Consider the following 25,878-nt stretch of genomic DNA (forward strand, 5'->3'; position numbering starts at 1 on the left):
GGCGCCGCATGCGGGAGCACGCAGCAATCGCTATGCCCGGTCGGCGGGCGCGTAGCGGCGCACGCTGGCGCCAGGCACGGCATGTTCGGCGTGTTCGGGGTGTTCGGGGTGTTCGGCGTGCTGGACCGGCCCGTCCGCCGGACGCGTGCGCTTGGCCTCGGCCGCGAAGTACGCCACCGTGCGCGCGATGCCCTCGGCCGGGTCCACCCTGGGGCTCCACCCCAGCCGGGTACGCGCCAGCGTGATGTCAGGGCATCGGTGCGTGGGATCGTCCACCGGCAATTCGCGGTGCACCAGCGGCACGCGCGAGCCGGTCAGCTTGCGCACCATGTCGGCCATTTCCAGCATCGTCAGTTCGGCCGGGTTGCCCAGGTTGACCGGCTGCGCGAGGTCTTCGGGGCTTTCCATCAGGCGAACCAGGCCGTCGATCAGGTCGTCCACATAACAGAACGAACGCGTCTGGGTGCCATCGCCGTAGACGGTCAGCGGCTGCCCCGCCAGCGCCTGCACGATGAAGTTCGACACAACGCGCCCATCATCCGGCGCCATGCGCGGCCCATAGGTATTGAAGATGCGCGCAATCTTCACCACCACGCCTTCGCGCCGCGCATATTCCATGAAAATCGTTTCCGCGCAGCGCTTGCCCTCGTCATAACAAGAGCGCGGCCCCACCGGGTTCACGTGCCCCCAGTAGCCTTCACCCTGCGGATGCTCCAGCGGGTCGCCATAGACCTCGCTGGTGGAGGCCTGCAACACCCGCGCGCCGACATCGCGCGCCAGTTCCAGCAGTTGCATCGCGCCCAGCACGCAGGTGCGCAGCGTCTTGAGCGGGTCGGCCTGATAGTGCACGGGCGAGGCCGGGCACGCCAGGTTGTAGATGCGGTCCACGCGCACGCGCGGCAGCTTGTCGACTACGTCGTGGCGCATGACGGTAAATCGCGGGTGCGCGGCCAGCGGCGACACGTTGCACGCCCGCCCCGTCTGGAAATTGTCGACGCATATCACTTCCCACCCGTCGTTCAACAGCCGCGAGCAAAGGTGCGAGCCCAGAAAGCCCGCCCCGCCCGCCACCAGCGCGCGGCCGCTACGTGGAATATCGTTCATCATGCTGCCTCCAGGATCGTGTCGAACACGTCTATCCAATCAGAAATAAAGCGGCCCATGCCAAAGCGTTCCAGCGCGGTCCGGCGCCCCGCCGCGCCCCAGGCCCGGGCCAGTTCGGGCTCGGCCACCAGTTGCCGCGCCACCGCCAGCAGCCGGTCAGGCCGCGTATCCACATAGCCGTTTTCACCGTTCTTGATCACGGTCGGCAGTTCGGTGGTGGCAAAGCCCACCACCGGCACGCCGCACAGCATGGCCTCTACCAAGGACAGGCCCAGGCTGGCATAGCGGATGGGGCTGAAAAAATAGCGATACCGCGCCATCACGGCGCCCACTTCCATATTGGGCACTTCGCCCAGCCCGCCCAATTCCTCCGAGCCCATGCCGATCAGGTCCATGGGCGTTTGCGCGCGCAGCTGGTCAAACAGGTCGCGGCCCAAGCGGCGGCCTCGGCGGCCCAGGTGGTTGATGACCACGATGCCTCGCGCGTTGCCGCCGTCATAGCTGACATCGGGCGGCGGCACGCCGTGCTCGACGATGCGCACCGGCATGCCGTCCGAGTCCCACATCGCGGCGTTGAACGGGGTCACGTGCACGACCAGGCCGCGCTCGTGCCGAAAGGGATGCATCGTATCGGTGGGATGCGGCTCGGGCGGGTTGTGTTCCAGGTAGACGCTGGGCAGCGCGCGTTGCGCCTCGTTCAGCCAGCGCGGCGCGTCCGCCAGGTTCTGGCGCGACTGGTACAGCACGCAGTCGAACGCCATGCCGCGCAGGTTCTCGGCGGGCACCTGCACCACGTTCGCGGGCCACGGTATCTTGCGGCCCAGCGCGCCATAGCCCGACGGATTGCCCGGCAGGGAAGGCACCACGAAGTCATGCGGCACATGGCTCAGGGCATACAGGTAATTGCCATGAACATGCCAGGTCAGAATGCGCAGGCGCCGACGCGGCGCCGCCACGGACTGCGTCATTGCACGGCCCCTTTGAGTTGATGTTGAACTTGCCCAAGTACGTCGGGCACCGTCACCGCCAAGGCGCACGGGTGCCCGATCGGGCATTCCTCGAACGCGCAGGGGCGGCACGCCATGTCGGCGGCCAGCACCACGTGGCGTGCGCTGTCGATGGGCGCCCAGCGCCGCTGGTCGCTGCCGCAGGCGATGACGACACTCATCGCGCCCACGCCCGCCGCAACGTGCGACACGCCCGTGTCGTTGCACACCAGCAGCCGGCACATCGTCAGCAGCGCCGCCAGGCTGCCCAGGTTGGTCTGCCCGCACAGGTTGGTCAGCGGCACGCCCGCCTGGTCTTGCAGCGACTGCACCAGCGGCATCTCGCTGTGCATGCCGGTCAAGGCCACTTGCCAACCCTGGCGCGACAGTTCGCCGGCCAGCGCCGCGTATCGCTCCAAGGGCCAACGCCGCGACGGCAGCCGCGCGCCGACGTGCATCAGGATCAGCTTGGCGGGGTCCAGCGCGTGCTTGCGCATCAATGCCTCGGCATCGCGCTGATCGGTTTGCGACACCGGAAATTCCAGCGCATCGTCATCCGCTTGCAGCCCCAGGTATCGCAACAAGGCCAGATAGCGGCGCGGCTCGGGCAGGTCGTCCGGCCACAACATGCGGCAGCCGGGCATCTGCGCGGTCGGGTCCGCCACAAAGCCGCCCCAGCGCCCCGCGCCCAACTGCGCGACGACGGGATTGGACTGCGTGCCGCTGCCGTGCAACTGCAAGGCCACGTCGGCGTGCAACGCGCGCACGCGCCGGTAGAACGCCGGCAGATCGTCCGGACGTGGCTGCTGTTCGGGAAAGGCCGGTATGCCGGGAAATTCGATCAGCTCGTCCACATACGCGTGAAAGCGGTCAACGAATTCATGCGCGTTGGGCAGGCCCACCAGAACGATGCGCGTGTGCGGAAACGCACGCCGCAAGGCGCGCAAAGCGGGCACGGCGCACAGCATGTCGCCCAATTGCAAGGCGCGAAACACCACCAGCGTGGCGGGCGGGCGCAAAGGATCGAACAGCGGCGTCATGGTTCGCTCCTGGCAAACCGCAGCAGGCCGACCAGCCGCCACCAGATGGACAGCAGCGGGATGCAGGCCGACGTGATCGCCAAGTCGACCACGTTGCGCAAGCTGCGGCGCGTGCCGCGCAAGCGCCGCATGAAGAAATGCACGCTTAACGCCAGCCAAGCACCCGCCGCCGCGACGGCGGCCGTGAAATAGCCCAGCGCCGCCAACGCCACCGCGCCCACCGCCGCCGCCGTCACCCCCAGGTAAAAGCGTGGCGGCCGCGATCGGATGCGGCTGCGATACAGCAGGGGGTATTTCTTGCGCAACAGCATGTCGAACATCACTTTTTTCTGCATGCCCAGGCCCGCCGCGAACCGCACCGGGCGCATCGGATGCAGCACCCGGGCCAAGGGCGCGCGCTGCACCGAAAAGCCGTGGTCCAGCAAGGCAAAATGCAAGTCGGAATCTTCGCGCCACGCCATGGTGTAGCGGGTGTCAAAGCCGCCTACCACTTGCAGCGCCGTGCGCCGCACGAAGCAATTGGCGGTGATGAATTCAGACCGCGTCAGGCCGGCCGCATCACGTTCGTAGTCGCTGGGCGGATCGGGCAGCGGCATTTCGGTCACGCCAGTCACCGCCGCCAGGTTGGGCCGCAGCGCCAGCACGCCATGGCCCAGCCAATCGGGTTGGGGGATGGTGTCGTCGTCGGTGAACGCAATGATTTCGCCGCGTGCGCTTTGCCAGCCCTGGTTGCGCGCGCCGGCCGGGCCGCGTGTGCCCACCACCGGCAGATAACGCAGTGCCGGCCGCCCGCCCCAGGCCGCCTGCAAGGCTTCGACCTGGCGACGCGTGCTGGCCAGCGCGGCGTCGTCGCACACCAGAACTTCGTACTGGTCGCGCGGAAAACGCTGGTTGCCCAGCGCTTCCAGGCAGCGCGCCAGCAGGTCGGGACGCCGATACGTAGGCACCACCACCGACACCAGAATGGACGCGTCGTCGCTCATCGCGGTTTCTCGACCAGATACGAACCGATCACCAGCGCATCCAGCGGCGACGTCCAGAAGCATTCCACGGCGTCGCGGGGCGAACACACCACCGGTTCCCCGCGCGTGTTGAACGATGTGTTCACCAACACGGGCACGCCCGTCAGCCGCTCAAAGGCCACCAGCAAATCGTAGTAGCGCGGGTTCTGATCGTGCCTGACGGTTTGCACGCGCGCCGTGCCGTCTATGTGCCGCACGGCCGGAATCTGCTGGGCGCGATGCGGCAGCACGTCATAGACGAACAGCATGAACGGCGCGCAGATCGAGGGTGCGCCCCGGCCATCAAACCACTCCGCCGCCCGTTCTTCCAGCACCACGGGCGCCACGGGCCGGAAGTCCTCGCGGTCCTTCAAGCCATTCAAGCGCGCCTGCATGCCGCTATCGAGCGGCGAGGCCAGGATGGACCGCGCACCCAGGGCGCGCGGGCCGAATTCCATGCGCCCCTGGAACCAGCCCAGGATCTTTTCCTGGGCCAACAAGGCGGCCGCCTCGCCCGCCACGTCGTCCAGCCGCCGGAACTCCAAGCGCGAGTTGTAGAGGAAACGTTCGATTTCCTCGTCGCCGTACGAAGGGCCCAGGTAGGCGTGTTCCATCGACCATTCGCGCTTGCAGCCGCGCCGGTGATAGTCCACGTACAGCGCCGCGCCCAGCGACGTGCCCGAGTCGCCCGCCGCCGGTTGCACCCAGACGGAATCGAACGGCCCGTCCTTGGCGATGCGCGCGTTCATCACGCAGTTAAGCGCCACGCCGCCCGCCATGCACAGGTCCTTGGCGCCCGTCTTTTCATGCAGCCACTGCACCATGTGCAGCGCGGTTTCTTCCAACACGTATTGCAACGAGCTGGCGATGTCCTTGTGCTTCTCTTCGAAGGGCGCGCCGCGCCGGCGCGGCGGGCCGAAGCGCTCGGCCAGGCGAGCGGGCTGCAAGGAATAGCCGCCCTCTTCCTCCAGCCGCAGGATGTCGCGGAATTCGGCGCGGTACTTCGGCTTGCCGAACGAGGCCAGCGCCATCACCTTGTATTCATCGGAAGAATGCAGAAAGCCCAGATAGCGCGTGACGTCTTCGTACAGCAGGCCCAGCGAATGCGGCAGGTCGATCTGCTTGAGCCGCGCGTACTCGCCGCCTGAAAAATGGCCGTAGCTGGTGGTGGTCTTTTCGCCGCGCCCGTCCATCGTCAATACCGCCGATTCCTTGCACGGCGCGGCCAGGAACGCGCTGGCCTCGTGCGACAGGTGGTGGTCCAGGTACACCCAGCGGTCCAGGATATGTTCCAGCGTCAGGTCGTCAAAGCGCGGCGACTTCAAATGGTGTGGCGCCCCATCCAGCAACTGGCGCGGCGCGTTCACCAGATAGGACAAGAACAGCGGGTCCCACGGGGACTCGCCATTGGGTCCGAAGCCGGCGCGCGATGGCTCCAGCGGCAGCGCGATATCCAGCGGCCGGGGTTGGCCGTCGGCCAGCAGCGCGGGGTCGTACGAATAGACGATGTGATCCACGTCGCGCAGCCGGATATCCGCCACCGACAGGCAGTAGTCGATGGCGTAGTACGGCAGTTGCCAGGTGGTGAAGGGAACCGGGCGCTTGCCGTGCTTGACCCGCGTGAAGCGCTCTTCCTCGGCCGCCGCAAGGACGATGCCGTCCCGCACGAGCGTGGCTGAGCAGTCGTGGTAGGCCGCGTTAATGCCTAGTGTGTACATGGGTGGTCTCCTTGGCCGCGCGAGGACCGAACAGGTCCACGCGAGTCTCGTTCAACAGTTCCCGCGCCGCCGTCGCCACCTGGGTGGGCGCAACGCCGGCAAGGCAAGCCTGGTGTCCTTCCGGGCACACGCTGCGATAGCAGTATTTGCACGGCACGTCGTGGTTCAGCACGCGCGCGGGCGTCTGCCACGGCGTGTGTTGCGGATTGGTCAGGGCGTACAGGTCCACCACCGGCACGCCCAACGCGGCGGCAATGTGCGCCGGCCCGCTGTTGTTGCAGATCATCAGCGCCGACGCCTCAAGCGCCGCGCCCAGCTCGCCCAGCGTCAGGCCGTTGGACAGGTCGATCAGGCCGGGCAGCAGTTGCCGCGCTTCGGCCAGCGCCACGGCCAGCTCGGCGTCCTCGTGCCCACCCAGCAGCAGGATGCGACGGCCATCGCCGCGCAGCTCGACCAGCGCCTGCACCATCTGCCGGGCCGGATAGCGCCGTGACGACGCGGTGGCGCCCGCATGCGCGCAGATCCAGCCGCCCGTCTCGGTCACGCCCGCGCGGTGCAGTTTGGCCTGTAGCGAAAAACGGTCCGACTCGCTGACCCGGAACGACATGCGGGCGTTGTCGCAATGCGCCCCGACGCTGGCCACCAGGTCCAGCTGGCGCTGCACTTCGTGGCGGATGCCCGAGGCCGGTTCGGTTTCCCGCACCCAGTCGGAGATCAGCCGATATGGGTTTTCGCGGCAGTGCGCCAGCACACGCGGTACGCCGGCCAGGTGGCACAGCAGCGCGGCGGGCAGCGGGCTTTGGCTGTACGCGGTGAAGATCACGGCGGCATCGGGCCGCAGCGCCCGCACACGCGCGATGGCGTCCAGGTCCTGGTCGCGGCCCTGCGAATCGTTCTTGACCCACGCCGGGTCGTACGCCAGCGCGGTGTCCACCTCCGGGATATAGGCGGCAACGCGTGCACCGGAATGGGACGTCAGCAAGGACAGGCGCCGTGCACCCGCCTGGCGCAGCGCGCGAAACGCGGGCGTGCACATCACCACGTCGCCCATGTTGTCCAGGCGTATGCACAGCACGTGCGCGCATTCGTGCCAGTTCCAGGCCATGGTCACCCCCTGCCCGGCGCCAGCGGCACCGGCGGGTTCGACAGCACGATCTGCGCGGCGGCGTCCAGGTCGGGCGCGCGGCAGTGCGGCAGCCGGTGGGGGCCCTCGCGCCATTCGGTTTCGTTGCCGACGTCCAGCAAGATGGTGCGGCAGCCGGCCAGGTTGCCCGCTTCGATGTCGTCCAGGATGTCGCCGATGAACCAGGACGCGCGCAGGTCCAGGCCCAACTCGTCGGCGGCGCGCAGCAGCAGGCCCGGCTTGGGCTTGCGGCAGTCGCACTCGATGTCGTAGCCCTGAACCACGCCGTCGGGATGGTGCGGGCACCAATAGAAGCCTTCCAGGTGGGCGCCGGCCGCCATGAACATCGACGCCAGCTTCACGTGCACGGCATCCAGGGCGCTGGCCGCGAACATGCCGCGCGCCACGCCCGACTGGTTGCTGATGACCACCAGCGGCAGGTCCGAGGCGGCCAGGCGCGACAGGCCCGCCAGCGCCATGGGCGCGTGGGCCATGCGCGCGGGGTCCACGTTGTAGGGTTCGTCCGCCAACACCGTGCCGTCCTTGTCCAGAAAGACCGCCGGCCTCAAGGCCATGACGTTTCCTTCATCGGCAGCACCATGATTTCAGGCACCACCGTTTCTTCCGGCTGCGTCAACACGAAGCGCACCGCGCGCGCCACATTGGCGGGGTCTTGCAGCGTGTTGGTATCGATGTCCGGAAAGCGGTCAAGCAGGAACGGGGTGCGCATGCCGCCCGCAATCACCGCGCTGACCTTGATGCCCGCGCCGCGCAGTTCGGCGTGCAAGGCATGCGACAAGCCCATCAAGCCCCACTTGCTGGCGTGATACGCGCTGGCGTTGGGCCAGGCGCGGCGCGCGGCGGTGGAGGCCACGTTAACGATGTGGCCGCCCGGGCTGAGCCGGTCCTTGCCCAGCTTGGCCATCAGGAAGGGCCCCGTCAGGTTGGTGCGCAGGACGCGTTCCCACACGTCGGGGTCCAGGTCGTCGATGGGCGCGGTCACGTCCACGCCCGCGCTGTTGACAATGGCATCCAGCTTGCCGAACTGGCGCACCACCGCGTCCAGCCCTTCGCGCACGTCGGCCACCACGCCCACGTCCATGATGCAGGCCATGACGTTGGCGCCCTGTTCCGACAGCCGGCGAGCCAGCGCGGTGGCGCGCTGTTCATCGACGTCGGTCACCGCAACGCTGGCGCCTTCCGCCGCCAACATTTCGCACAGCGCCGCGCCCAGGCCGCTGCCTCCGCCGGTCACCAGCACGCAGCGCCCTTTCAGGCTTTCAAAGTGGTTGTTCGCAAGGTCGGTCATCGTGTACTCCGTGATTGGTCCGGACCCGGTCCGGGGTTATTCAAGGGCTATGTCGGATCAAGCCGCAATGCGCGTGGCGTGGCGATCCGCGTGGACGGCGCCGGCCACCATGTGCCCGTAGACGGACATCAGGTCCTGGCCTACCCGCTTCCAGGTATAGAGACGGCGCGCGCGCATCCGGCCGGCCTCGCCCATGCGGGCGCGCAATTGCGCATCGGCGGCCAGCTCGGCCAGGCGCTGCGCCAGCGCGTCCGGATCGCGGGGCGGCACCAGGAAACCCGTCTTGCCATGCACCACCGTGCTGCGAATGCCGCCGGTGTCAGAGCCGACCACGGGTTTGCCGCAGGCCATGGCTTCGACCGGCGTAATGCCAAAGGGCTCGTACCACGGCGTGGTCACGAACACGTCGCTGGCGCTGTAATAAGTGGCCAATTGATCGCGGTGACGGCGGCCAGTGAACTCCACCCATTGCGCTACGCCCTCTTCGTCGGCAATGCGGCGCAGGCGGCCGATCTCGGGCGTCGAGGCCTCGTCGGCGCTATCGCTGTTGCCGCCCACGATGCACAGCCGCGCGTTCACGCCATGCTGGTGCCGCAGGCGCCCCAGGGCGCGGATGACGTTGTCAACGCCCTTGCGCGGCACCATCCGGCCCAGCTGCAACAGCGTGAATGCGGAATCGTCCCAGCCCAGTGCCGCGCGGGATGCGGCGGCGGGACGCGGCGCCATTTCGGCGGCGTCGTAACCACAAGGCACGATCTCGATGCGACGGGGGTCGGCGCCATACAGTTCGATCAGGTCGGCCCGGTCTTGCGGGCACTCGGCCACGATACGGTCGGCGCGGCGCGTGATTTCGTCTTCGATATCAAAGCGCACGTCGGGAAACAGGTCGGCCTCTTGCTGGTGGCGGCGGCGCACCTTGCCCAGCGCGTGGAAGGTCACTGCCAGCGGAATGCCGAAGTGCTGGGCCACGGGCAGCGCGGCCATCGCGGACATGAAAAAGTTGGCGTGGATGACGTCATAGCCGCGCCCCTGCCGGCCGAAATAGCGCAGCAGGAAGGCCGAGAACTCATCCATGTACGGCAGCATTTTTTCTTTGGGCAGGTAGCTGTCGGGACCTGCCGGCACATGCACGACACGCACGCCGCGCATCATGGTCTGCTCGGCCTCCAACGCGGGGTTGTCCTTGCGGGTGAACACATCCACCTGCATGCCGGCGCGCGCAAGTTCGCGCGCCACATTCGCCACATAAACGTTCTGGCCGCCGCTGTCCACGCTGCCTGCAATTGCAAGCGGCGAGGCATGCTCACTGATGATGGCAATTCTTTTCATGGTCCGACTCCGTTGATCGTGCCTGTTTCCAAACCAACGATGAGCAAGTGGTGTGCCAAAGTGCACGCCACCACGGCGATGCAACGTGTCGATATTCAGGGGTCGGGTTTTGGACACGGCACTTCTTACACGCACGGTAAGAAGTGCCGTATCGCACGCTCAGGCCTCGGTGCCCTCTGCGCCTTTGTCGGCGCTTTTCTCTGCGCTTTTGTCTGCGCTTTTGTCAGTGCCTTTCTCAGCCCGTTTGCCACCGGCGGGCGGCAGCATTGCGCCCACGGTCGCCAGCAATTCGTTAGGGTCCACCGGCTTGGCCAGATGCACCTGAAAGCCCGCCAGCAAGCTGCGCAAGCGGTACTCGGGGCTGACGTGGCCCGACAGCGCGATGGCCGGCAGCCGATGCGCCAGCGACGCGCCGCGCCGCACTTCCATGTCGCGAATGCGGCCCACGACCTCGTAGCCGTCCATGTCTCCCAGCGACAGGTCGCAGATCAGCACGCGCGGCCAGTGGTCGGGCGGCAGGTCGGCGAACGCCTTCAACACTTCCTGGCCCGTCGTGCATTGCGAGACGTCGGCGCCGTTGGACCGCAGGATCTCTGCCACCATGTCGCCCGCTTCCGGCTGGTCATCCACCACCATCACCGTGGCGCCTTGCAGATCGGGCAGGCCGACGTCGGCGCGCAACGCGGTCGCCTCTACCGCGCGCACCGGAAAATCAGCGCAATAAGTCAGCCCGCCGGCCGGCCCCGTGGTGCTGTGGAACGCACCGCCCTGGCGCTGCACTTGCGCCGCCAATTGCGCCGGATCCAACGCAGCGGCGGCGCGCAGCGGCTCGGGCATATTCAGCGAAATGTCAGCGGGCACGGCCTGCGGCTCATCCGGCTGCGCCGCCGCCGTCCGGCCGTCCGTGACGGCAAGCCGCGTCATCTGCCCTTCGCGTTGCAGGCGTATCTCGATGCGGCCGCCCATCGGCGTAACGGCAATGGCGTGCAGGCACATGTCCCACACCAGCTGCTGCAACGAACTGGGATCGCCGGTGATGCGCGCGGCCTCGTTGCCAATGGTCGTGTACACGTTCACGCCCTTGTCCTGCGCCAGTTCGCGCGCGGCGTCCAGCACGCCCGCCACCACGGCCACCAGGTTCACGGGCTGGCGCGTTTCGCGGCCCATGGCTTCTTCCAGAGCGGACTGCTGGCGTTGCAGCGCCCACATCTGCGCGTACATGCCCTGCCGCTTGAGCAGGTCTTCATGACGGCCCTGCTCGATCACACGGCCCCGGTCCAGCACCAGAATGTTATGGGCGTGAACAATCGTGGAAAGGCGGTGCGCGATGATCAGCGTGGTGCGCCCGCGCGAGATGCGCTCCAGCTCGCCCTGAATGGCGCGTTCGGTGCGTGTATCCAACGCGGATGTGGCTTCGTCGAACACCACGATGGACGGGTTTTTCAAGATGGCGCGCGCAATGGCGATGCGCTGCCGTTCGCCACCGGACAGCATCACGCCACGCTCGCCCACCGGCGTCTCGTAGCCGTCGGGCAGGCTTTCGATAAAGTCATGCACCCGCGCGCCCCGCGCCGCTTGCACGACCTGGTCGCGCGTGGCCTCGGGCCGGCTGTAGGCGATGTTGTACGCAATGGTCTCGTTGAACAGCAGCGTGTCTTGCGGCACGATGCCCAGCGCACGGCGCAGGCTGCGCACGTTGACCGTGCGCAGGTCCTGCCCGTTGATCAGGACGCGCCCGGCATCCGGGTCGTAAAAGCGGAACAGCAGGCGGGCCAGTGTGGATTTGCCCGATCCGCTGCCGCCCACCACCGCCAGCGTGGTGCCGGCGGGCACGGTGAAATCGATGTCCCACAAGATCTGCCGGCCGGGGTCGTAGCCAAAGCTCACGCCCTCGAAACGTATTTCGCCCGCGCCCGGGTCCAGCGCGGGCAGGTTGGGGTCATCGCCCGTTTCAGGCGGATGCCGCAGCAGATCGCACACGCGTTCGGCGTTCACAAACGCCTCCTTGGCCTGCCGGAATATCAGGCCCAGCGTATTGAGCGGCAGGCATATCTGGATGATGTAGGCGTTGACCAGCACCAGGTCGCCCACCGTCATCTGCGCGGTGACCACCTGCTGCCCGGCCAGCAGCATCACCGCCGCCACACCGCAGGCAATGATGCCCGACTGCCCTACGTGCAGCCGCGACAACGACCGCTGGTTGCGGATACCCACTTCGGTCCATTCGGTCAGGATGCGGCTCAGGCGCGATGATTCCAGCGCTTCGTTCGCGTTGAGTTTCACTGCCTCGTAATTCAGCAAACTGTCAACCATCTGGCCGCTGGCTCGGGAATCCAGCTCGTTCAATCGGCGTTGATACCTGACGCGCTTTCTGACCAGCACCGTGGTGTAGGAAAAATAGGCAACGAAGGTCACCGTGACAATCAGCGCGAACCAGGCGCTGTAGCCCATCACCAGGATCAGCACCACCGAAACGATTTCGACCAGGGTGGGCAACAGGGTGAACAAGCCCGTGCCCAGCAGAAAACCCAGGCCCGCCGTGCCGCGTTCGACATCGCGCGCCAGGCCGCCGGTATTGCGCGCGCCGTGAAAGCGCGCGCCCAGCTGTTGCAGCTGCCCGAACACGCGCACCGTGAAGTCGGCGACGGTGCGCTGGGCCACCTTGACGAAGACCACATCCCGCAGCTCGGTGAACACGCTGCCGCCAAAGCGGATCAAGGCATAGGCCAACAACAGGAACACGGGCAGCATCAGCGGGCCCGGCGCGCTCAGGGTGTCGACGATCGTTTTCAGAACGACCGGCACCAGCACCATCAACAGCTTGGCGGCCACCAGCAATGCCACCGCCGCGCCGGTGCGACGTCGATACTTCCACAGCGCCGCCCAGATGGTGCGGTTGACTTCCTTGCGAGCGAAATCATTCGCGCTGGCGTCTGCTTCTTTCATGGGACCGGCCCTCAAAACGATGAGCGCCGGGGCCAGCAAATGCCGTTCCGCGCGTACCGGTTCCGGGCGAAAGGGGGTGCGGAAAAATCAGGCCGCGCGGACTTGGGCGCAGGCTCAGGCGCTGGCTTGGGGCGTCCACCTGGGCGTGCACGCAGGCTTTGAACAGATGCGCGATGGCGCCGGACAACGCTTCGTCAAACCAGGGGTTGGCGCCGCTGACCGCCACCACCACGCCATCGACCACCGCGCTGCCCCAGACCAGCACGTCACCCTGGGCGACCAGATGCGGTTGCAACGCCAGCACCTCGTGGCTGGGCCGGCCGGTGCGCCAGCTCAAGCGCGCCTTGGCGCGCGCATATGCGCCATAGTCGGCGTCCCACCTGGACGTGTCGCCGATGCTTTTTTCGTACAGGATGGCCGATTCAAAATCGCCGTCGGCGGGCCGCGCCTGGGGGTCCATGATCACCACGTGCAAGAAGCCGCTCTCGCCTACGCGCCGATCGGTGCGGGCCGCCTCCAGCATCGGCATGGCCAGCTGTACGGCTTGTTCTGCCGCCTCGCGGTGGCGGGTCTGGGGCAAGGTGTTCATGTGGGTCCTCCTGTTGACGGCGTCCACGGCGGACGCGGTGGGTTGCAATGGGAATGATGAACCGCCCCGCGTCACCCTGCGGCTTCCGTCTGCCAGACGGTGTTGAGCTTTTCGCAGGTGGCCGGATCCAGGCGGCGACGGTGCTCGCGGATCAACGCCCATCCGGCCAGCGCGTCGCGGCAGGCGCGCAGGCGCTCGGGCCAGCCGGGCAAATCACGCAGCACGGCCACGCTGCGCCGGGCCGCCATGCCCGCCGGCAGCCGCAGCCACGCGGTCCACAAGGCGTTGCGCGCCAGCATCCGGCGACGCAACGGCGCATCGCGCGACTTGGACGGCCAGTGGTAGGTTTCCAGGTCGGGTGCGTAAACGATGCGGCCCCCGTCAGCCATGATGTCCAGGCTTAACAAGGTTTCTTCGCCGCCGATGAAAAACGGTTCCCAGTAGCCGCCTGCGTCCATGAACGAGCGGGTGCGCATCACGTTCGCCCCCGCCATGAAGCCGACCAGTTCGGGGCCGATGCCGGCCAACGCCGGCAAGGGGCTTTGCGCCATGGCCGCGCAAGCCGGGTCCAGTCGCGCGTCCGCCCCGACCAGAATGCGGGCGTTCAGCACGGCAATCTCGGCATGCGCGTCCAGCAGATCGGCCGCGCGTTCCAGCGCCCCGGGCGCCCAGCAGGTGTCGTCATCGCAGAAAGCGACGTAGGGCGTGGTGACTTGGGCCACGCCGTGATTGCGCCCCGCCGCGCCCAGGTTCTTGCCCACGCGCACCAGCAGCGCCGCCGGAAATTCCTGCTGTAAATGATCGGCCGTACCGTCGGTGGACCCGTTGTCCACCACGATGACAGGGTAGCCCCGGCAAAACGCATCCAGCCGCTCAAGCGTGCGCCGCAGTTCGCGCCAGCGGTTGTGGGTCAGCACCACAATGGATACGCGCTCTTCGCTCACGGGCAGTCCCCTTTGCTGGACAGGCGCCAATAGCGCTCGGGCCGGGACAGGTCTTCGGGCAGGCCGTTGAACCCCTTGATCTGACTGGCGTAGGCGGCAATGGCGTCTGCCTTGGCGGCGGGTTCGCCCGCGAAACTGGCTGGCGTCAGCATCAGCCCGCGTGCGTGCAACTGGACCAGGCGCTGCTGCACGGCGCCCGGCCGGGCGCGATACGGCGCGTCTTCATACAGGAACCATGACATACCGGGCCAGGTTTCCCAGGTCAGCAGCGCCGCGTCGCTGACCCGGATGTGATCGCCATGGAACAGGCCCAGCGGTATCGCCACCGCGTCCGGCGCCAGCTCGTGCACCGTGCTGAGCAGCGCCTCGGTCAGCCGGGGCATGCCCGCATCCGGGCAGTCGATATATTGGCAATCCAGCAGGTCCAGCGAACGGCCCTCGCAACCCAGCATGCCCAGGGCGCGGCGGTTTTCTTCATGGCGTGCGCGCAGCGATTCGCCGGCGCTGGCGAATCCGCAGGCGCGGTCCCAGTCCGTCAGCACGCCCGGGTCTGGCGGCACGCCAGTGAATACGGTGACGACCGTGCTGCCCGGACACCGGGCAAGCAGGCTGCCACAGCTGAATACCGCGTCGTCCAGGTGCGGAGAAATGACGACCAGCGACCCGGCGCATCGGCCGGGGTCGCGCGCCGCTTGGGTGCAAGAGAAAGCGTCTGGCATGAGGGGTGTCTGACCGGAATGGAATCTGCCCGCCATGCAGCAAGTCACGTACCCGACATAGGCGCCCCCGACTGCCTTGTCCGGCTGTATCATCCCAGGCAACGCAGCCCATCGCGAGCCCTCCCCCTCCATGTCCAACGTTCCTTCAGCGCCGGTCAACAAGCCGGGTCTTGCCATCAGCGATTTGCACTTTCCTGTTGTGGGCCTCGGCGCCTCGGCGGGGGGCATCGAAGCGCTACAGGATTTCTTTTCGAACACCCGCGACGAATCCAACATGGCTTACGTGGTGATCGTGCATTTGTCGCCCGACCACGAAAGCGTGCTGGACAAGATCCTGCAAGCCACGACCCGCATGCCGGTCGTGCAGGTGACCCACCCGCAGCGCATCCAGAGCAACCACGTCTACGTCATCCCGCCGGCCTCGATGCTGGCGATGAACGACGGCTATTTAAGCGTGTCGCCCGCCAGCCAATCGCAAGGCACGCGCATCGCCATCGACGAATTCTTCCGCACCCTGGCCGACGTGCACACCACGCGCGCGGTCGGCATCGTGTTGACGGGCGGCGGGTCGGACGGGTCGGTGGGCCTGGCGCGCATCAAGGAACAGGGCGGCGTCACGTTCGCGCAGCAGCCCGAAGACGCCGAACACGACGCCATGCCGCGCAGCGCCATCGCGACCGGCATGGTGGACATCATTTTGCCGGTGGCGGCCATGCCCGAGCGGCTCAAGCAGATTGCCGACAACATGGCGGCCATCCATATCCCGCGGCTGTCCCAGGCCACCGGATCGGCGGCCGACGCGGTGCACGAAGCCGATCCCGACAAAGAAGACCGCAACGCGTTGCGTGACATCCTGACGCTGCTGCGCGCCCGCACCGGCCACGATTTTCGCCATTACAAGACCGCGACGGTCCTGCGGCGCATCGAACGCCGCATGCAGGTGACCGGCGTGTCCACCTTGACCGCATACGGCAAGCTGCTGCAAGACCGCGTGGAAGAAACGCCGCTGTTGCTGTCGGACATGCTGATTGGCGTGACGCAATTTTTTCGCGACAAAGAAGCTTTTACGTCGCTGGATAATTTCGCGCTGGCCAAGCTGTTCGAGCGGCACCAGAAAAATCCCGGCAGTCCCATGCGGGTCTGGGTCGCGGGCTGCTCGACCGGCGAAGAGGCGTATTCGCTGGCGATCCTGCTCAGCGCGCGCGCCGACGCGCTCAACTACAGCCAGAAGATCCAGCTGTTCGCCACCGACATCGACGAGGCCTCTTTGGCCACCGGCCGCGCGGGCGCTTATCCCATGGCAATCGAGGCGGACGTGCCGTCCAGCCTGCTGCAAGGCTATTTCACCCGGCTCGAACACGAATACCGCATCAAGAAAGAAGTGCGCGAACGCGTGCTGTTCGCCGTGCACAACGTGCTGCGCGACCCGCCGTTTTCCAAGCTGGACCTGGTCAGCTGCCGCAACCTGCTGATCTACCTGGACCGCGAGGTGCAGCAAGACGTGCTGCGCATGTTCCACTTTGCGCTCAAGCCCGGGGGATACCTGTTCCTGGGCAGCTCGGAATCGGCCGATGCCTGCCCCCGACTGTTCCAGGTGGTGGACAAGCGCAACCGTATCTACGTGGCCAAGGAAACGCCCGCGCAGCTGCGCAACGTGCCGGCGTTGCCGGCCGCCCACGCGTTCGAACGCCCCGGCACCGCCGCCGCGCCCTTGACGCGCAACCGCCACAACAAGGTGTCGTACGCCGATGTCCACCAGCGCGCGCTGGAGATGTACGCGCCGCCCAGTGTCATCGTGGACGCCGAAAGCGACATCGTGCACATGTCGGAACGGGCCGGCAGGTTCTTGCGCCATGGCGGCGGCGAACCGTCGCGCAACCTGCCGTCCCTGGTCTATCCGGAACTGCGCACCGAACTGCGCACGGCAATGTTCCAGGCGCTGCACACGCGCAAAAGCGTCGAGGCACGCCGCGTCAAGATGAAGATCGGAGACCGCCAGGCCTACGTCAACATGGTGGTGCGGCCGTTTCGCCACGAAGAAACGTCCAACGACTACATGCTGGTGCTGTTTGACGAAGTGGAAGACGTGATGAGCCCCGAAGCCATCGCGCCCATCGTCGGCGCCTCGGCCGTGCTGACGCAGCTGGAGGCCGAGCTGCAAGGCACGAAGGACCAGCTGCAATCCACTATCGAACAATCCGAGACCTCCACCGAAGAACTCAAGGCGTCCAACGAAGAGTTGCAGGCCATCAACGAAGAGCTGCGCTCGGCCACCGAAGAGCTTGAAACGGGCAAGGAAGAGTTGCAGTCGGTCAACGAAGAGCTCATCACGGTCAACGCCGAACTGAAGTCCAAGGTGGACGAGACGGCCAAGATCAACGACGACTTGCAAAACCTGATTGCGTCCACCGACATCGCCACGTTGTTCGTCGATCGCAAAATGCACATCCAGTGGTTCACGCCACGCGCTACCGACGTGTTCAACGTCATCAACAGCGACGCGGGCCGCTCGCTGCTGGACATCACGCATCGGCTGGACTACCCCGACATGGCGCGCGACGCGGCAGGCGTGTTTGAATCCCTGCGCGCCGTGGAACGCGAAGTGTGCAGCGACGCCGGCCGTTGGTATCTGGCCAGGCTGCTGCCCTACCGCAGCGCCGAACACCGCATCGAAGGCGCGGTGCTGACCTTCATCGACATCACCGACCGCCGCCAGGCCGAAGACCGCGTGCGGCTGGGTGAAGCGCATCTGAAGCTGATGACGGAAAGCGCGCGCGACTTCGGCATCCTGACGCTGGACAACGACGGCATCATCACCAACTGGAACGTGGGCGCCGAGACCATGTTCGGCTACAGCCGCTCAGAGGCCATCGGCAAGTCGTTCTCCATCATCTTCACCGACGCCGACAACGAAGCCGGCCGACCACAGAAAGAGCTGGAACGCGCCCGGCATATCGGCTATGCGCCCGACGAACGCTGGCACCGGCGCAAGGACGGCGGCCTGATCTTCTGCACGGGCGGCGTCAACCGCATGGACGACCCGCACTATCAGGGCTTTGCGAAGATCGTGCGCGACGTGACGGAACTGAAGCTGCGCGATGCCGAACAAGAGTCGCGCCTGGACCGCGCGCGCGCCGACAACGTGCTGAAGGACGAATTCTTCGCCATGGTGTCGCACGAGCTGAAGCATCCGCTGAACCTGATCCAGCTGAACGCGGAATTGCTGGCGCGCACGCCGGCGGTGCGCAATTCCCCGGCAGCGGCACGCTCGGCAGACCTGATCCAGCGGTCGGTCAAAGGGCAAGCGCGCATCATCGACGACCTGCTCGACCTTTCCCGCGTGCGCACGGGCAAGCTGGGCCTGAACCAATCGATATTCGATATCACCGCGATAGCCACCAACATTCTTGAAGTGCTGGGCCCCGTGGCCAGCACGGCGGGCCTGACGCTGCGCGGCGAGTTCGACCCCAACCGCGCCATCCATCTGAACGCCGATCCGCTGCGCGTGGAGCAGGTCATCTGGAACCTGCTGAACAACGGCATCAAGTTCACCCCGCCGGGCGGCACCGTCACGCTGAAGCTGGACGTGGAAGACGAGCGCTTGCGGCTGGATGTCATCGATAACGGCCAGGGCATCGACGCCCAGTTCCTGGGCAAGGTGTTCGACATGTTCAGCCAGGCGGATCTGCGCCAGCGCAATCTGGCAAGCCCCGGCCTGGGTATCGGCCTGGCGGTGGCCAGCGAACTGGTCAAGGCCCACGGCGGCACCATCCAGGCGCATTCGGATGGCAATGGGCGTGGCGCGCGCTTCACCGTGCGCATGGCGCTGGCCAACACACAGCAACAGGAAGTGCAGCTGCCGCTACCCGGCGAGAGTCCCCTTAAAGGGTTGAAGGTGCTGATCGTGGATGACTCCGAGGATATTCTTCACATCATGCGCGAGCTGCTCGAAATGGAAGAGGCCTGCGTCACGGCGGTGGGCAGTGGCCGCGAGGCGCTGGAAGCATTCGCGAATGCGCCGTTCGATCTGCTGCTGTCCGATATCGGCATGGCCGACATGGACGGGTATGAGCTGATCCGCGCCATTCGCGAAAAGCATCCGGACAGCGCGGTGCCGGCCATCGCACTGACCGGCTTTGGTTCGAAGGAAGACATGAACGAGGCACTGCAAGCCGGCTATTCCGCGCATATCAGCAAGCCGGTGTCGCTGGACAACCTGCTGGACATCGTGCGCCATCTGCGCGACGGCGGCTAAGGGGGAACGCGGCGCGCTTCAGGCGCCGGCCTGCCCTTGCCCGGAACTCCGGTGGCCCGCCAGCACCTGAAACGCCCGCGCCACATCGTCGGGAATTTCGGTATCCAGCACGTCGTGCTTCCACCCCCGCTTGGGCGGCCACGGCACGCCCAGCAGCGCCAACTGCTTCTGGTTATAGCCGCCGCCCGCGGTTTGCCATCGCAGCAGCCATTCATTGGTGACTTCCATAAGGCTCACCTCAAAGAAGGAACGGCCGCTATCGCAGCCAGATCGCTACCGCCCATACCACGAGCAAGATCGCCACAAGCGCTCCGATAAAGGTTGCGAACTGCCGCCACGGCCCACGGCCGGAAGTGGACTTGCGCGCAGCGTGTGCTTGAGCTTCGTCCGAAGACGGCTGAGTAGGGTTTGGCGTTTTCATTTCAGCTCCGATCCGCCCGAACGGCGGCGATGCCTGGCATGCGTTGTCCAGCACGTAGCGTGCCCAAGCCGGACCCCGGGGGTCCCGCCACGCTATGCCGTCTAGTGCTGCCACACTATTGCAGCTGTCAGGGTCTGCGCTCATACTCGGCGCTCACACAAACATCAAGGTTCCGAGATGGAAAAAGACATCCAAAATCAGGGTGCACAGGCCGCCCGGAACGGGTGGAGCCTGTTCGATTGCCCCTACCTGCGGGCGCAACAAATGCCCGGCCACACCGGCGAGCCCATCTCCGAATGGCGCGCCAAGGTCGCCGCCTGGGAAGCCGGCTGGAAGATGGAAGTGGAAAGTTGGCTGGGCCGTTCCCAACCGCCCGCCGTCGTGCGCGACACGCCGGTACTGCACTGACGCCAGCCGCTTTCCCCTGACTATCCGGGGCCGGGTTCGGTACTTGCTACCGCCCCTCAGGTGCACATGGCGGACGCCGGTCCGCCGCATTCGCAACTGTGGAGGGAGACCTGATCATGGCTCGGAATACCAACACGCAAGATCGCCAAGCTGCCATTGCGTGTGAACTCGGCGTCCAACAAGGCTTCGACTCGGCCCGCGAGCTCGAAAGCCGGATCGCATTCCTGGAGGATTATTTATCAGACACCGGAAAATCCGGCTATGTGCTGGGCATCAGCGGCGGCGTGGATTCGACGGTGGCGGGAAGAATGGCGCAGTTGGCCACCGAGCGGCTGCGCCTGAAGGGACGCCGCGCGTTCTTCGTGGCGGTGCGCTTGCCGTACGGCGAACAGCACGACGAAGAGGATGCCGCGCGCGCGCTGGACTTCATTCGCGCGGACCACGTCATGCAAGTCGATATCAAGCCGGCGGTAAATGCCCAGCGTGACGCGCTGGAAGCAGCGGGATTGGTATTCGCCGACAAGGCAGCGGAAGACTTCGTCGCTGGCAACATCAAGGCGCGTCAACGCATGGTGGCGCAATACGCGATTGCCGGCGCGCTGGACTGCCTGGTCATCGGCACGGACCAGGCGGCGGAAGCGCTGATGGGTTTTTTTACCAAGCACGGCGATGGCGCGGCCGACCTGCTGCCGCTACGCGGTCTGACCAAGCGGCGTGTGCGCGCGCTGGGCGTGGTGCTGGGCGCACCCGCCAAGCTCATCACCAAGGCGCCCACGGCCGACCTGGAATCGCTGCGGCCGGGCCTGCCGGACGAGGTGGCGCTGGGCGTCTCGTACGACGAGATCGACGATTTCCTGGAAGGCCGGCCGGTACGCGACGATGCGCGCGAGACGATCCTGAAGCAATACGACGCGACCGCGCACAAGCGCTTGCCGACCGCCGCGCCGCCGGCGCCCGGCACGGACGACCGGGGCAGCGGCAACGACGCCCCCAACGGCAATGAGTACCCCTCGGCGGCGGCTTAGGGCTTCCAGGCGCGGCGCGGGGCGATAAGCGGCTGCTGGGCAACCCCTTATCGCCCCGCCCCAGCGCCTCACCCCACCATGCCGTGGTACTTGCGCCCGATTTCCATCGTGGCGCGGTAGAACCCTTCCTTGCTGCCGCAGTCGTAGCGCACGCCGTCGTACTCGTAGCCGTACACCTTGCGATCCTGCAACAGCGACGCGATGGCGTCGGTCAATTGAATTTCGCCGCCCACGCCCGGTTGCGTGGCCTTGAGCGCGTCAAAGATCTGGGGCTCAAGAATGTAGCGGCCCACCACCGCGAGCTCGCTGGGCGCGTCCTCGGGCTTGGGCTTTTCCACGATGCCGGACACCTGCACGACGCTTTGCGAGGCCGGCTTGCCCGACACGATGCCGTACTGATTGGTCTGGCTGCGCGGCACGTGTTGCACCGCCAGCACGCTGCCTTCGAACTCGCGCGCCACTTTCATCATCTCGCCGATCACCGGCGTGTCGGCGTCGATCATGTCGTCGGCCAGCAGCACCGCGAACGGCTCGTCGCCCACGATGGCCGCCGCGCACATCACGGCGTGGCCCAGCCCCAGCGCGGCCGGCTGGCGCGTGTAGACGCATTTGACGGAATCGGGAATCACGTTGCGCACGCTGTCCAGCAACGCCACCTTGTTTTTCAACTCCAGGTCGCGTTCCAATTCAGGCATGCGGTCAAAGTGGTCTTCAATGGCGCGCTTGTTGCGGCCGGTGACGAAGATCAATTCGGTAATGCCCGCCGCCACGGCCTCCTCGACGGCATATTGGATCAGGGGCCGGTCAACGATGGGGAGCATTTCCTTGGGCATGGCCTTGGTGGCCGGAAGGAAACGCGTGCCCAGGCCGGCAACGGGAAATACCGCTTTTCGAATGGGAAGCATGGCTTGGCTCTCACTGTGATGACAACCCGGAACGGGGTGGCGGAATTGAGCAAAAATCGTGCCCGCGATCCGGGTTGCCTGGGAGCCGGTGGCATCACGTCAATTTATCGGCGGCGCCCGGCCCCTGACCCAGCTCCGCGCCCGTGGCCGGGTCCGCCGAGGGGTCCGACGCGGTGCGCGCCACCATGGCTTGCAGCGCCAGCGTTTCTTCTTCCGTCAGCCCGACGCTGGCCATGCCGTCGCCATCGATGGCGCGCTGCTCTTCGCGGGCCGTCACGTAGGTAAAGTTTTCGTCGCTGTTCCACGAGCCGCGCATATCGCCTTCGCCCTGCGACATGTTGAAGTACACGTTGGCAAAGCGCGGATCGCCCGGCAGCTTTCCGGGCGGGAAATTGGGCTCCATGGAATACAGCGCCTTTTCAAAGGACCGCTGGTGCGCGACTTCGCGCGTCATCAAAAAGCCCAGGGCTTCCTTGACGCCGGGGTCGTCCGTGGCGTTGATCAAGCGTTCGTAGATGATCTTGGCGCGGGCTTCGGCGGCGATGTTCGAGCGCAAGTCGGCGGACGGATCGCCGATGGTGTCGATATAGCCCGCATTCCACAGCTGGCCGCCCGAGTTGGTTAGCGCCGGCCCGCCGCCGTACAGCACTTGCGTCACGTGCGAATCGTTGCCCGGCCCGTTCAAGCGCCGGTAGATCTCGGCCTCGGATTCCGTGGCTTCGGCCAGCGCGCCCTTGGCGCCCTTGTTCAGCATGGCCACCATGGTCCCGATCACTTCCAGATGGCTCAGTTCTTCGGTGGCGATGTCCAGCAGCATGTCTTTGCGGCCGGGATCGTCTTCGGCAATGGCCTGTGTGAAATATCTACACGCCGCCGCCAGTTCTCCTTGCGGCCCGCCAAATTGTTCCAGCAGCAGGTTCGCCAGACCGGGATTGGTCTGCGAGACGCGGACGGTGTACTGCAATCGTTTGTTGTGAGCAAACATGGTTTATCTCCTTTGACGCCGTTCCCCTAATGGCCCGGCTGCCGCGACCCTCGCAACCGCCATGCCGGAACTGCCTACGCCTGCTTGAGCTGGCCTTCGCGCGCGGCGCGCGCATCGTCCAGCGATTCCACCGACCCGTCGTCATGCGGCATCGCGCCCTTGCGGCTGGCTTGCAGGTCCCACAGCGCGCGGAACGGCCCATGGGCGCGCAGCAGTTCATCCAGCGTGCCGTCTTCAACGACCGCGCCGTTTTCCAGCACCACGATGCGGTCGTAGCGCGCCAACGAAGACAGACGGTGCGCGGCGGCCACCACCGTGCGGCTGCGCATCAGTTCCGCCAGCGCGCGCTGGATCAGCATTTCGGAATGGCTGTCCAGCGCCGAGGTAGCTTCGTCGAGCAAGAGAATGGGTGCATTTTTCAAAAATGCGCGCGCAATACCGATGCGCTGGCGTTCGCCGCCGGACAACATCGCGCCGCGTTCGCCCACCACGGTGTCATAGCCCTGCGGCATCTTGCTGATGAATTCGGCGCAATGCGCCTGCGCGGCCGCTTGCAGCACCTCTTCCTCGGACGCATCCGGACGGCCATAGCGGATGTTCTCCATCACGCTGCGGCGGAACAGGCTGATGTCTTGCGGCACCACCGAGATCGCGTCCTTCAGGCTTTCCAGCGTGGCGTGGCGGATGGGTTGCCCGCCGATCAAGATGCTGCCGCCGTCCGGTTCGTCGGCCCGTTGCAGCAAGGACAGCAGCGTGGACTTGCCCGCGCCGGAGGCGCCCACCAGGCCCACCTTCTGCCCGGCCGGTATCGTCAAGGACACGCCCCGCACCGCCCGATTGCCGCCTGGGTAGGTGTAGTGCACGTTGTCGAACACGATGGATGCGGATTCCGGGCGCAGCGGTCGCGCCCCGGGCAGGTCGGGCACGGCGGGCGGACGCGCCACCACGCGCAGCATTTCGCCGATGACGCCAAACTGCTGCGCGGTGCCGACCAACGCCAGCGCCAGGTCGCGCGACCCATGCAGGATGCGAAAGGTCAGCGCGCTGACCACCACCACATCGCCCGGCGTGGCGTTGCCGCGTTGCCAGGAATGCAGCACCCAGAACAGCATGGCGCTGGCCGCCAGCCACAGGCAGGCATCATGGATCACGCGGGCCTTTTCCACGTACATCCAGCTGCGGCGTTGCGCGCGGGCTTCTTCGCCCAGCGCCCGCTCCAGCCGCGCGCGCTCACGCGCCTGGGCCGAAAACGCCTGCACCGCCCAGATGTTCGAAATGGCGTCGACGATTTCGCCGCCGACGTGGGCCGCCTGTTCGCCATAGTGCTGGTGCAGGCCACGCCCCCGGGCGCCAAAGGCGATGATGACCGCGCCCAACACGATCACGAAGCACAGCAAGGCGGTAGCCATGCGCCAGTCCACCGTCGACAACACCACAATGGCGCCGATGAAGTCCACGCAGGGCGGAATGATGCTCCACACCGCCGCGCCATAGATCGCGCCCGCCGCCGTGGCGGTGGCGGTGATGCGGTTGGCCAGCGCGCCGGAATGGTGCTGGCGGAAGTAGCGCGTGGAGTGGTGGCTCAGGTGTTCGAACAGTTCCACCCGCAAGGCCGCGCAGGCCGCCACGATGTTGCGGCAGCCCAGCCAGCCGCCACTGCGCCACAACGCCGCTTCGACGGCGATCAGCGCCAGGAACACGCCCAGCGGCCACCACACATCACCGGCCGACGCCTGCCCGCCGGCCATGGCGTCCACGATCAGCTTCATGGCGTACTGCACGGCGACCGAGCACGTGCCGGCCAACACCACCACGAAGGCCAGCAACCCGAACGCCAGCCGTCGCTGGGCAACGTAGCGCCAGATAAACGCCAACGGTCGGGTGGGCAATGCTTGTTGATCCGACGACATGGTTCAACCCCCTAGTGCAACGGCGCGCGGCGCGTCCAGCAAGCCAGCCGGGCCATCACCAAAGCGCGCTGCCTGTTTACGCAGCTCGACTTCCAACGGCGCGTACACCGCGCGTTGGCCTGTGTCCGACGGCGCGCTGAGCAAACCGGTCGAACAGTAGCGGTTGTCTTCCCACCCGGGGTAGTCCGTGACCGGGTACAGGCAGATGCCCGCCACATCTACGCCGGCGCCGCGCGCGAGCAGCGCCTGGTCCGCCACGTAGCGCAGCCACGGCGCGCGCGCCGCGCCTTCCGCGCCCGTCTCTGCGATCAGGATCGGACGGCCATGGCGCTGCGCCTGCTCTGCCAGCAACTCACGCAGCGGCCGGTAGCGTGGGTCGTCATGGCGCAACTGCGGGCCGCAATGCAGCCACTGGTTGTGCGGGTAGTAATTGACGCCCACGATATCCAGGTAGCGCGCGTCACCGCCCAATTCCGGCTGGGCGCGGCCGGTGATCATGTCCACCGCTTCGAACTGCGAGGCGTTGGCGGCGGCGGCCGGGCCGTCGTCACCCGGTTGCCACGGATGCACCGCGATCATCGGCTCGGCGGCCAAAAAACGCGCGCCGGGATCGATCTCGCGAATGGCGTCGGCCGCCTGCACAAAGGCCCGCACCAGCTGCCGCTTAAGCTCGCCTCCCCGCCCGGTGCCGCATGGGCTGAAGTGCGCCATGTCGCCGCCTGCCCAGCTCCAGTACGAAATCTCGTTGATCGGGCAAAACCAGGTCGGCAGCTCCGACTCTTGTGCGATCAGGCGCGCGACGGCGGCGGCATAGCGCGCAAACGCCTCGGGAAAGCGGCTGGACCAGATGTCGATCCACTGGGGCCAGCCAAAGTGGCATAAATCCCAGATGACCTGCATGCCGGTCGCGCGCGCCGCCCGCAACATGGGCAGCACGCTGGACCAGTCGTAGGCATAGGGCGCCGGGTTGACCAGGTGCCAGCGCACGCCGTCGCGCGCGGTGCGCAGCCCCAGCGACACGGCGTGGGCATAGTCCGACTCGGCCCATTGGGCGTGGCCGGTGGAGGCCAGCAGATCCAGCTGGCGTCCGTCGGGAAAGCGGTGGCATGAACATTCGAAACCCGCCAGGAAAGCACTTTGAAAATGCATCGGGCGCCCCCG

At 66.5% G+C, this 25,878-nt stretch carries 21 protein-coding genes; 3 read left to right on the forward strand and 18 right to left on the reverse strand.

The window, feature by feature from the left end:
• Positions 1-30 precede the first annotated feature (30 nt).
• The 13 genes from AC6LJY_RS12880 to AC6LJY_RS12940 form a co-directional block, all read right to left on the reverse strand.
• Positions 31-1,104 carry a UDP-glucuronic acid decarboxylase family protein gene (locus AC6LJY_RS12880; protein WP_498136128.1) on the reverse strand — a complete coding sequence of 358 codons (1,074 nt, stop codon included), beginning with the start codon at positions 1,102-1,104 and terminating at the stop codon, positions 31-33.
• A complete protein-coding gene (locus tag AC6LJY_RS12885; protein ID WP_046807147.1) occupies positions 1,104-2,072 on the reverse strand; it encodes a glycosyltransferase in 969 nt (322 codons plus the stop codon). The genes AC6LJY_RS12880 and AC6LJY_RS12885 overlap by 1 nt, the downstream gene beginning before the upstream one ends.
• Positions 2,069-3,130, reverse strand: a complete 1,062-nt coding sequence (locus AC6LJY_RS12890; protein ID WP_498136094.1) for a glycosyltransferase family 9 protein — start codon at positions 3,128-3,130, stop codon at positions 2,069-2,071. The genes AC6LJY_RS12885 and AC6LJY_RS12890 overlap by 4 nt, the downstream gene beginning before the upstream one ends.
• The gene (locus AC6LJY_RS12895) at positions 3,127-4,113 is read right to left on the reverse strand and encodes a glycosyltransferase family 2 protein (RefSeq protein ID WP_219990719.1); all 987 of its coding nucleotides are present in this window, start codon (positions 4,111-4,113) and stop codon (positions 3,127-3,129) included. The genes AC6LJY_RS12890 and AC6LJY_RS12895 overlap by 4 nt, the downstream gene beginning before the upstream one ends.
• Complete coding sequence (locus AC6LJY_RS12900) at positions 4,110-5,849, reverse strand: carbamoyltransferase family protein (protein WP_046807144.1); 1,740 nt, start codon at positions 5,847-5,849, stop codon at positions 4,110-4,112. Before AC6LJY_RS12900 ends, AC6LJY_RS12895 begins: the two co-directional genes overlap by 4 nt.
• Positions 5,830-6,954: a glycosyltransferase family 9 protein gene (locus tag AC6LJY_RS12905; protein WP_498136095.1), complete on the reverse strand. Its 1,125-nt coding sequence runs from the start codon at positions 6,952-6,954 to the stop codon at positions 5,830-5,832. Before AC6LJY_RS12905 ends, AC6LJY_RS12900 begins: the two co-directional genes overlap by 20 nt.
• A 2-nt stretch (positions 6,955-6,956) precedes the next feature.
• Complete coding sequence (locus tag AC6LJY_RS12910; protein ID WP_498136096.1) at positions 6,957-7,547, reverse strand: D-glycero-alpha-D-manno-heptose-1,7-bisphosphate 7-phosphatase; 591 nt, start codon at positions 7,545-7,547, stop codon at positions 6,957-6,959.
• The gene (locus tag AC6LJY_RS12915; protein WP_104144149.1) at positions 7,538-8,281 is read right to left on the reverse strand and encodes an SDR family oxidoreductase; all 744 of its coding nucleotides are present in this window, start codon (positions 8,279-8,281) and stop codon (positions 7,538-7,540) included. The genes AC6LJY_RS12910 and AC6LJY_RS12915 overlap by 10 nt, the downstream gene beginning before the upstream one ends.
• Positions 8,282-8,338: 57 nt before the next feature.
• Complete coding sequence (locus AC6LJY_RS12920) at positions 8,339-9,610, reverse strand: glycosyltransferase family 4 protein (RefSeq protein WP_485800587.1); 1,272 nt, start codon at positions 9,608-9,610, stop codon at positions 8,339-8,341.
• A gap of 159 nt (positions 9,611-9,769) precedes the next feature.
• A complete protein-coding gene (locus AC6LJY_RS12925) occupies positions 9,770-12,556 on the reverse strand; it encodes an ATP-binding cassette domain-containing protein (protein WP_498136097.1) in 2,787 nt (928 codons plus the stop codon).
• Positions 12,528-13,145, reverse strand: coding sequence for a hypothetical protein (locus tag AC6LJY_RS12930; protein WP_498136098.1), 618 nt, complete (start codon positions 13,143-13,145; stop codon positions 12,528-12,530). Before AC6LJY_RS12930 ends, AC6LJY_RS12925 begins: the two co-directional genes overlap by 29 nt.
• A gap of 71 nt (positions 13,146-13,216) precedes the next feature.
• Positions 13,217-14,089, reverse strand: coding sequence for a glycosyltransferase family 2 protein (locus AC6LJY_RS12935; RefSeq protein ID WP_498136099.1), 873 nt, complete (start codon positions 14,087-14,089; stop codon positions 13,217-13,219).
• Positions 14,086-14,808: a PIG-L family deacetylase gene (locus tag AC6LJY_RS12940; RefSeq protein WP_498136100.1), complete on the reverse strand. Its 723-nt coding sequence runs from the start codon at positions 14,806-14,808 to the stop codon at positions 14,086-14,088. Before AC6LJY_RS12940 ends, AC6LJY_RS12935 begins: the two co-directional genes overlap by 4 nt.
• 130 nt (positions 14,809-14,938) lie before the next feature.
• Here AC6LJY_RS12940 and AC6LJY_RS12945 point away from each other — a divergent pair, with 130 nt between their 5' ends.
• Positions 14,939-19,063, forward strand: coding sequence for a CheR family methyltransferase (locus AC6LJY_RS12945; protein WP_498136101.1), 4,125 nt, complete (start codon positions 14,939-14,941; stop codon positions 19,061-19,063).
• 18 nt (positions 19,064-19,081) lie between these two features.
• On the opposite strand, the gene AC6LJY_RS12950 is transcribed toward AC6LJY_RS12945, so the two are convergent.
• Positions 19,082-19,291, reverse strand: a complete 210-nt coding sequence (locus AC6LJY_RS12950; RefSeq protein WP_046807136.1) for a hypothetical protein — start codon at positions 19,289-19,291, stop codon at positions 19,082-19,084.
• Positions 19,292-19,661: 370 nt separating this feature from the next.
• On the opposite strand from AC6LJY_RS12950, the gene AC6LJY_RS12955 reads away from it, so the two are divergent.
• Together AC6LJY_RS12955 and nadE are read left to right on the forward strand one after the other, a co-directional pair.
• Positions 19,662-19,892, forward strand: coding sequence for a CrpP-related protein (locus AC6LJY_RS12955; protein WP_498136102.1), 231 nt, complete (start codon positions 19,662-19,664; stop codon positions 19,890-19,892).
• A 116-nt stretch (positions 19,893-20,008) separates the two neighbouring features.
• Positions 20,009-20,917, forward strand: coding sequence for an NAD(+) synthase (gene nadE, locus AC6LJY_RS12960; RefSeq protein WP_498136103.1), 909 nt, complete (start codon positions 20,009-20,011; stop codon positions 20,915-20,917).
• Between the two features lie 68 nt (positions 20,918-20,985).
• On the opposite strand, the gene galU is transcribed toward nadE, so the two are convergent.
• The 4 genes from galU to AC6LJY_RS12980 form a co-directional block, all read right to left on the reverse strand.
• A complete protein-coding gene (galU, locus tag AC6LJY_RS12965; protein ID WP_046807134.1) occupies positions 20,986-21,822 on the reverse strand; it encodes a UTP--glucose-1-phosphate uridylyltransferase GalU in 837 nt (278 codons plus the stop codon).
• 94 nt (positions 21,823-21,916) lie between these two features.
• The gene (locus tag AC6LJY_RS12970; protein WP_498136104.1) at positions 21,917-22,807 is read right to left on the reverse strand and encodes a manganese catalase family protein; all 891 of its coding nucleotides are present in this window, start codon (positions 22,805-22,807) and stop codon (positions 21,917-21,919) included.
• A 74-nt stretch (positions 22,808-22,881) separates the two neighbouring features.
• Positions 22,882-24,717: an ABC transporter ATP-binding protein gene (locus tag AC6LJY_RS12975; RefSeq protein WP_498136105.1), complete on the reverse strand. Its 1,836-nt coding sequence runs from the start codon at positions 24,715-24,717 to the stop codon at positions 22,882-22,884.
• A gap of 3 nt (positions 24,718-24,720) precedes the next feature.
• Positions 24,721-25,866: a beta-glucosidase gene (locus AC6LJY_RS12980; protein WP_498136106.1), complete on the reverse strand. Its 1,146-nt coding sequence runs from the start codon at positions 25,864-25,866 to the stop codon at positions 24,721-24,723.
• Between the last annotated feature and the right edge of the window lie 12 nt (positions 25,867-25,878).

It is taken from the genome of Achromobacter sp. RT286_PF (assembly GCF_059760425.1).

Bases quoted from the DNA above. Each gene is read 5' to 3' on its own strand.
- AC6LJY_RS12940 (WP_498136100.1), bottom strand. From the start codon at position 14,808: ATGCCAGACGCTTTCTCTTGCACCCAAGCGGCGCGCGACCCCGGCCGA.
- AC6LJY_RS12925 (WP_498136097.1), bottom strand. From the start codon at position 12,556: ATGAAAGAAGCAGACGCCAGCGCGAATGATTTCGCTCGCAAGGAAGTC.
- AC6LJY_RS12950 (WP_046807136.1), bottom strand. From the start codon at position 19,291: ATGGAAGTCACCAATGAATGGCTGCTGCGATGGCAAACCGCGGGCGGC.
- galU (WP_046807134.1), bottom strand. From the start codon at position 21,822: ATGCTTCCCATTCGAAAAGCGGTATTTCCCGTTGCCGGCCTGGGCACG.
- AC6LJY_RS12900 (WP_046807144.1), bottom strand. From the start codon at position 5,849: ATGTACACACTAGGCATTAACGCGGCCTACCACGACTGCTCAGCCACG.
- AC6LJY_RS12895 (WP_219990719.1), bottom strand. From the start codon at position 4,113: ATGAGCGACGACGCGTCCATTCTGGTGTCGGTGGTGGTGCCTACGTAT.
- AC6LJY_RS12930 (WP_498136098.1), bottom strand. From the start codon at position 13,145: ATGAACACCTTGCCCCAGACCCGCCACCGCGAGGCGGCAGAACAAGCC.
- AC6LJY_RS12890 (WP_498136094.1), bottom strand. From the start codon at position 3,130: ATGACGCCGCTGTTCGATCCTTTGCGCCCGCCCGCCACGCTGGTGGTG.
- AC6LJY_RS12975 (WP_498136105.1), bottom strand. From the start codon at position 24,717: ATGTCGTCGGATCAACAAGCATTGCCCACCCGACCGTTGGCGTTTATC.
- AC6LJY_RS12905 (WP_498136095.1), bottom strand. From the start codon at position 6,954: ATGGCCTGGAACTGGCACGAATGCGCGCACGTGCTGTGCATACGCCTG.
- AC6LJY_RS12885 (WP_046807147.1), bottom strand. From the start codon at position 2,072: ATGACGCAGTCCGTGGCGGCGCCGCGTCGGCGCCTGCGCATTCTGACC.
- AC6LJY_RS12920 (WP_485800587.1), bottom strand. From the start codon at position 9,610: ATGAAAAGAATTGCCATCATCAGTGAGCATGCCTCGCCGCTTGCAATT.
- AC6LJY_RS12915 (WP_104144149.1), bottom strand. From the start codon at position 8,281: ATGACCGACCTTGCGAACAACCACTTTGAAAGCCTGAAAGGGCGCTGC.
- AC6LJY_RS12980 (WP_498136106.1), bottom strand. From the start codon at position 25,866: ATGCATTTTCAAAGTGCTTTCCTGGCGGGTTTCGAATGTTCATGCCAC.
- nadE (WP_498136103.1), top strand. From the start codon at position 20,009: ATGGCTCGGAATACCAACACGCAAGATCGCCAAGCTGCCATTGCGTGT.
- AC6LJY_RS12910 (WP_498136096.1), bottom strand. From the start codon at position 7,547: ATGGCCTTGAGGCCGGCGGTCTTTCTGGACAAGGACGGCACGGTGTTG.
- AC6LJY_RS12880 (WP_498136128.1), bottom strand. From the start codon at position 1,104: ATGAACGATATTCCACGTAGCGGCCGCGCGCTGGTGGCGGGCGGGGCG.
- AC6LJY_RS12970 (WP_498136104.1), bottom strand. From the start codon at position 22,807: ATGTTTGCTCACAACAAACGATTGCAGTACACCGTCCGCGTCTCGCAG.
- AC6LJY_RS12955 (WP_498136102.1), top strand. From the start codon at position 19,662: ATGGAAAAAGACATCCAAAATCAGGGTGCACAGGCCGCCCGGAACGGG.
- AC6LJY_RS12945 (WP_498136101.1), top strand. From the start codon at position 14,939: ATGTCCAACGTTCCTTCAGCGCCGGTCAACAAGCCGGGTCTTGCCATC.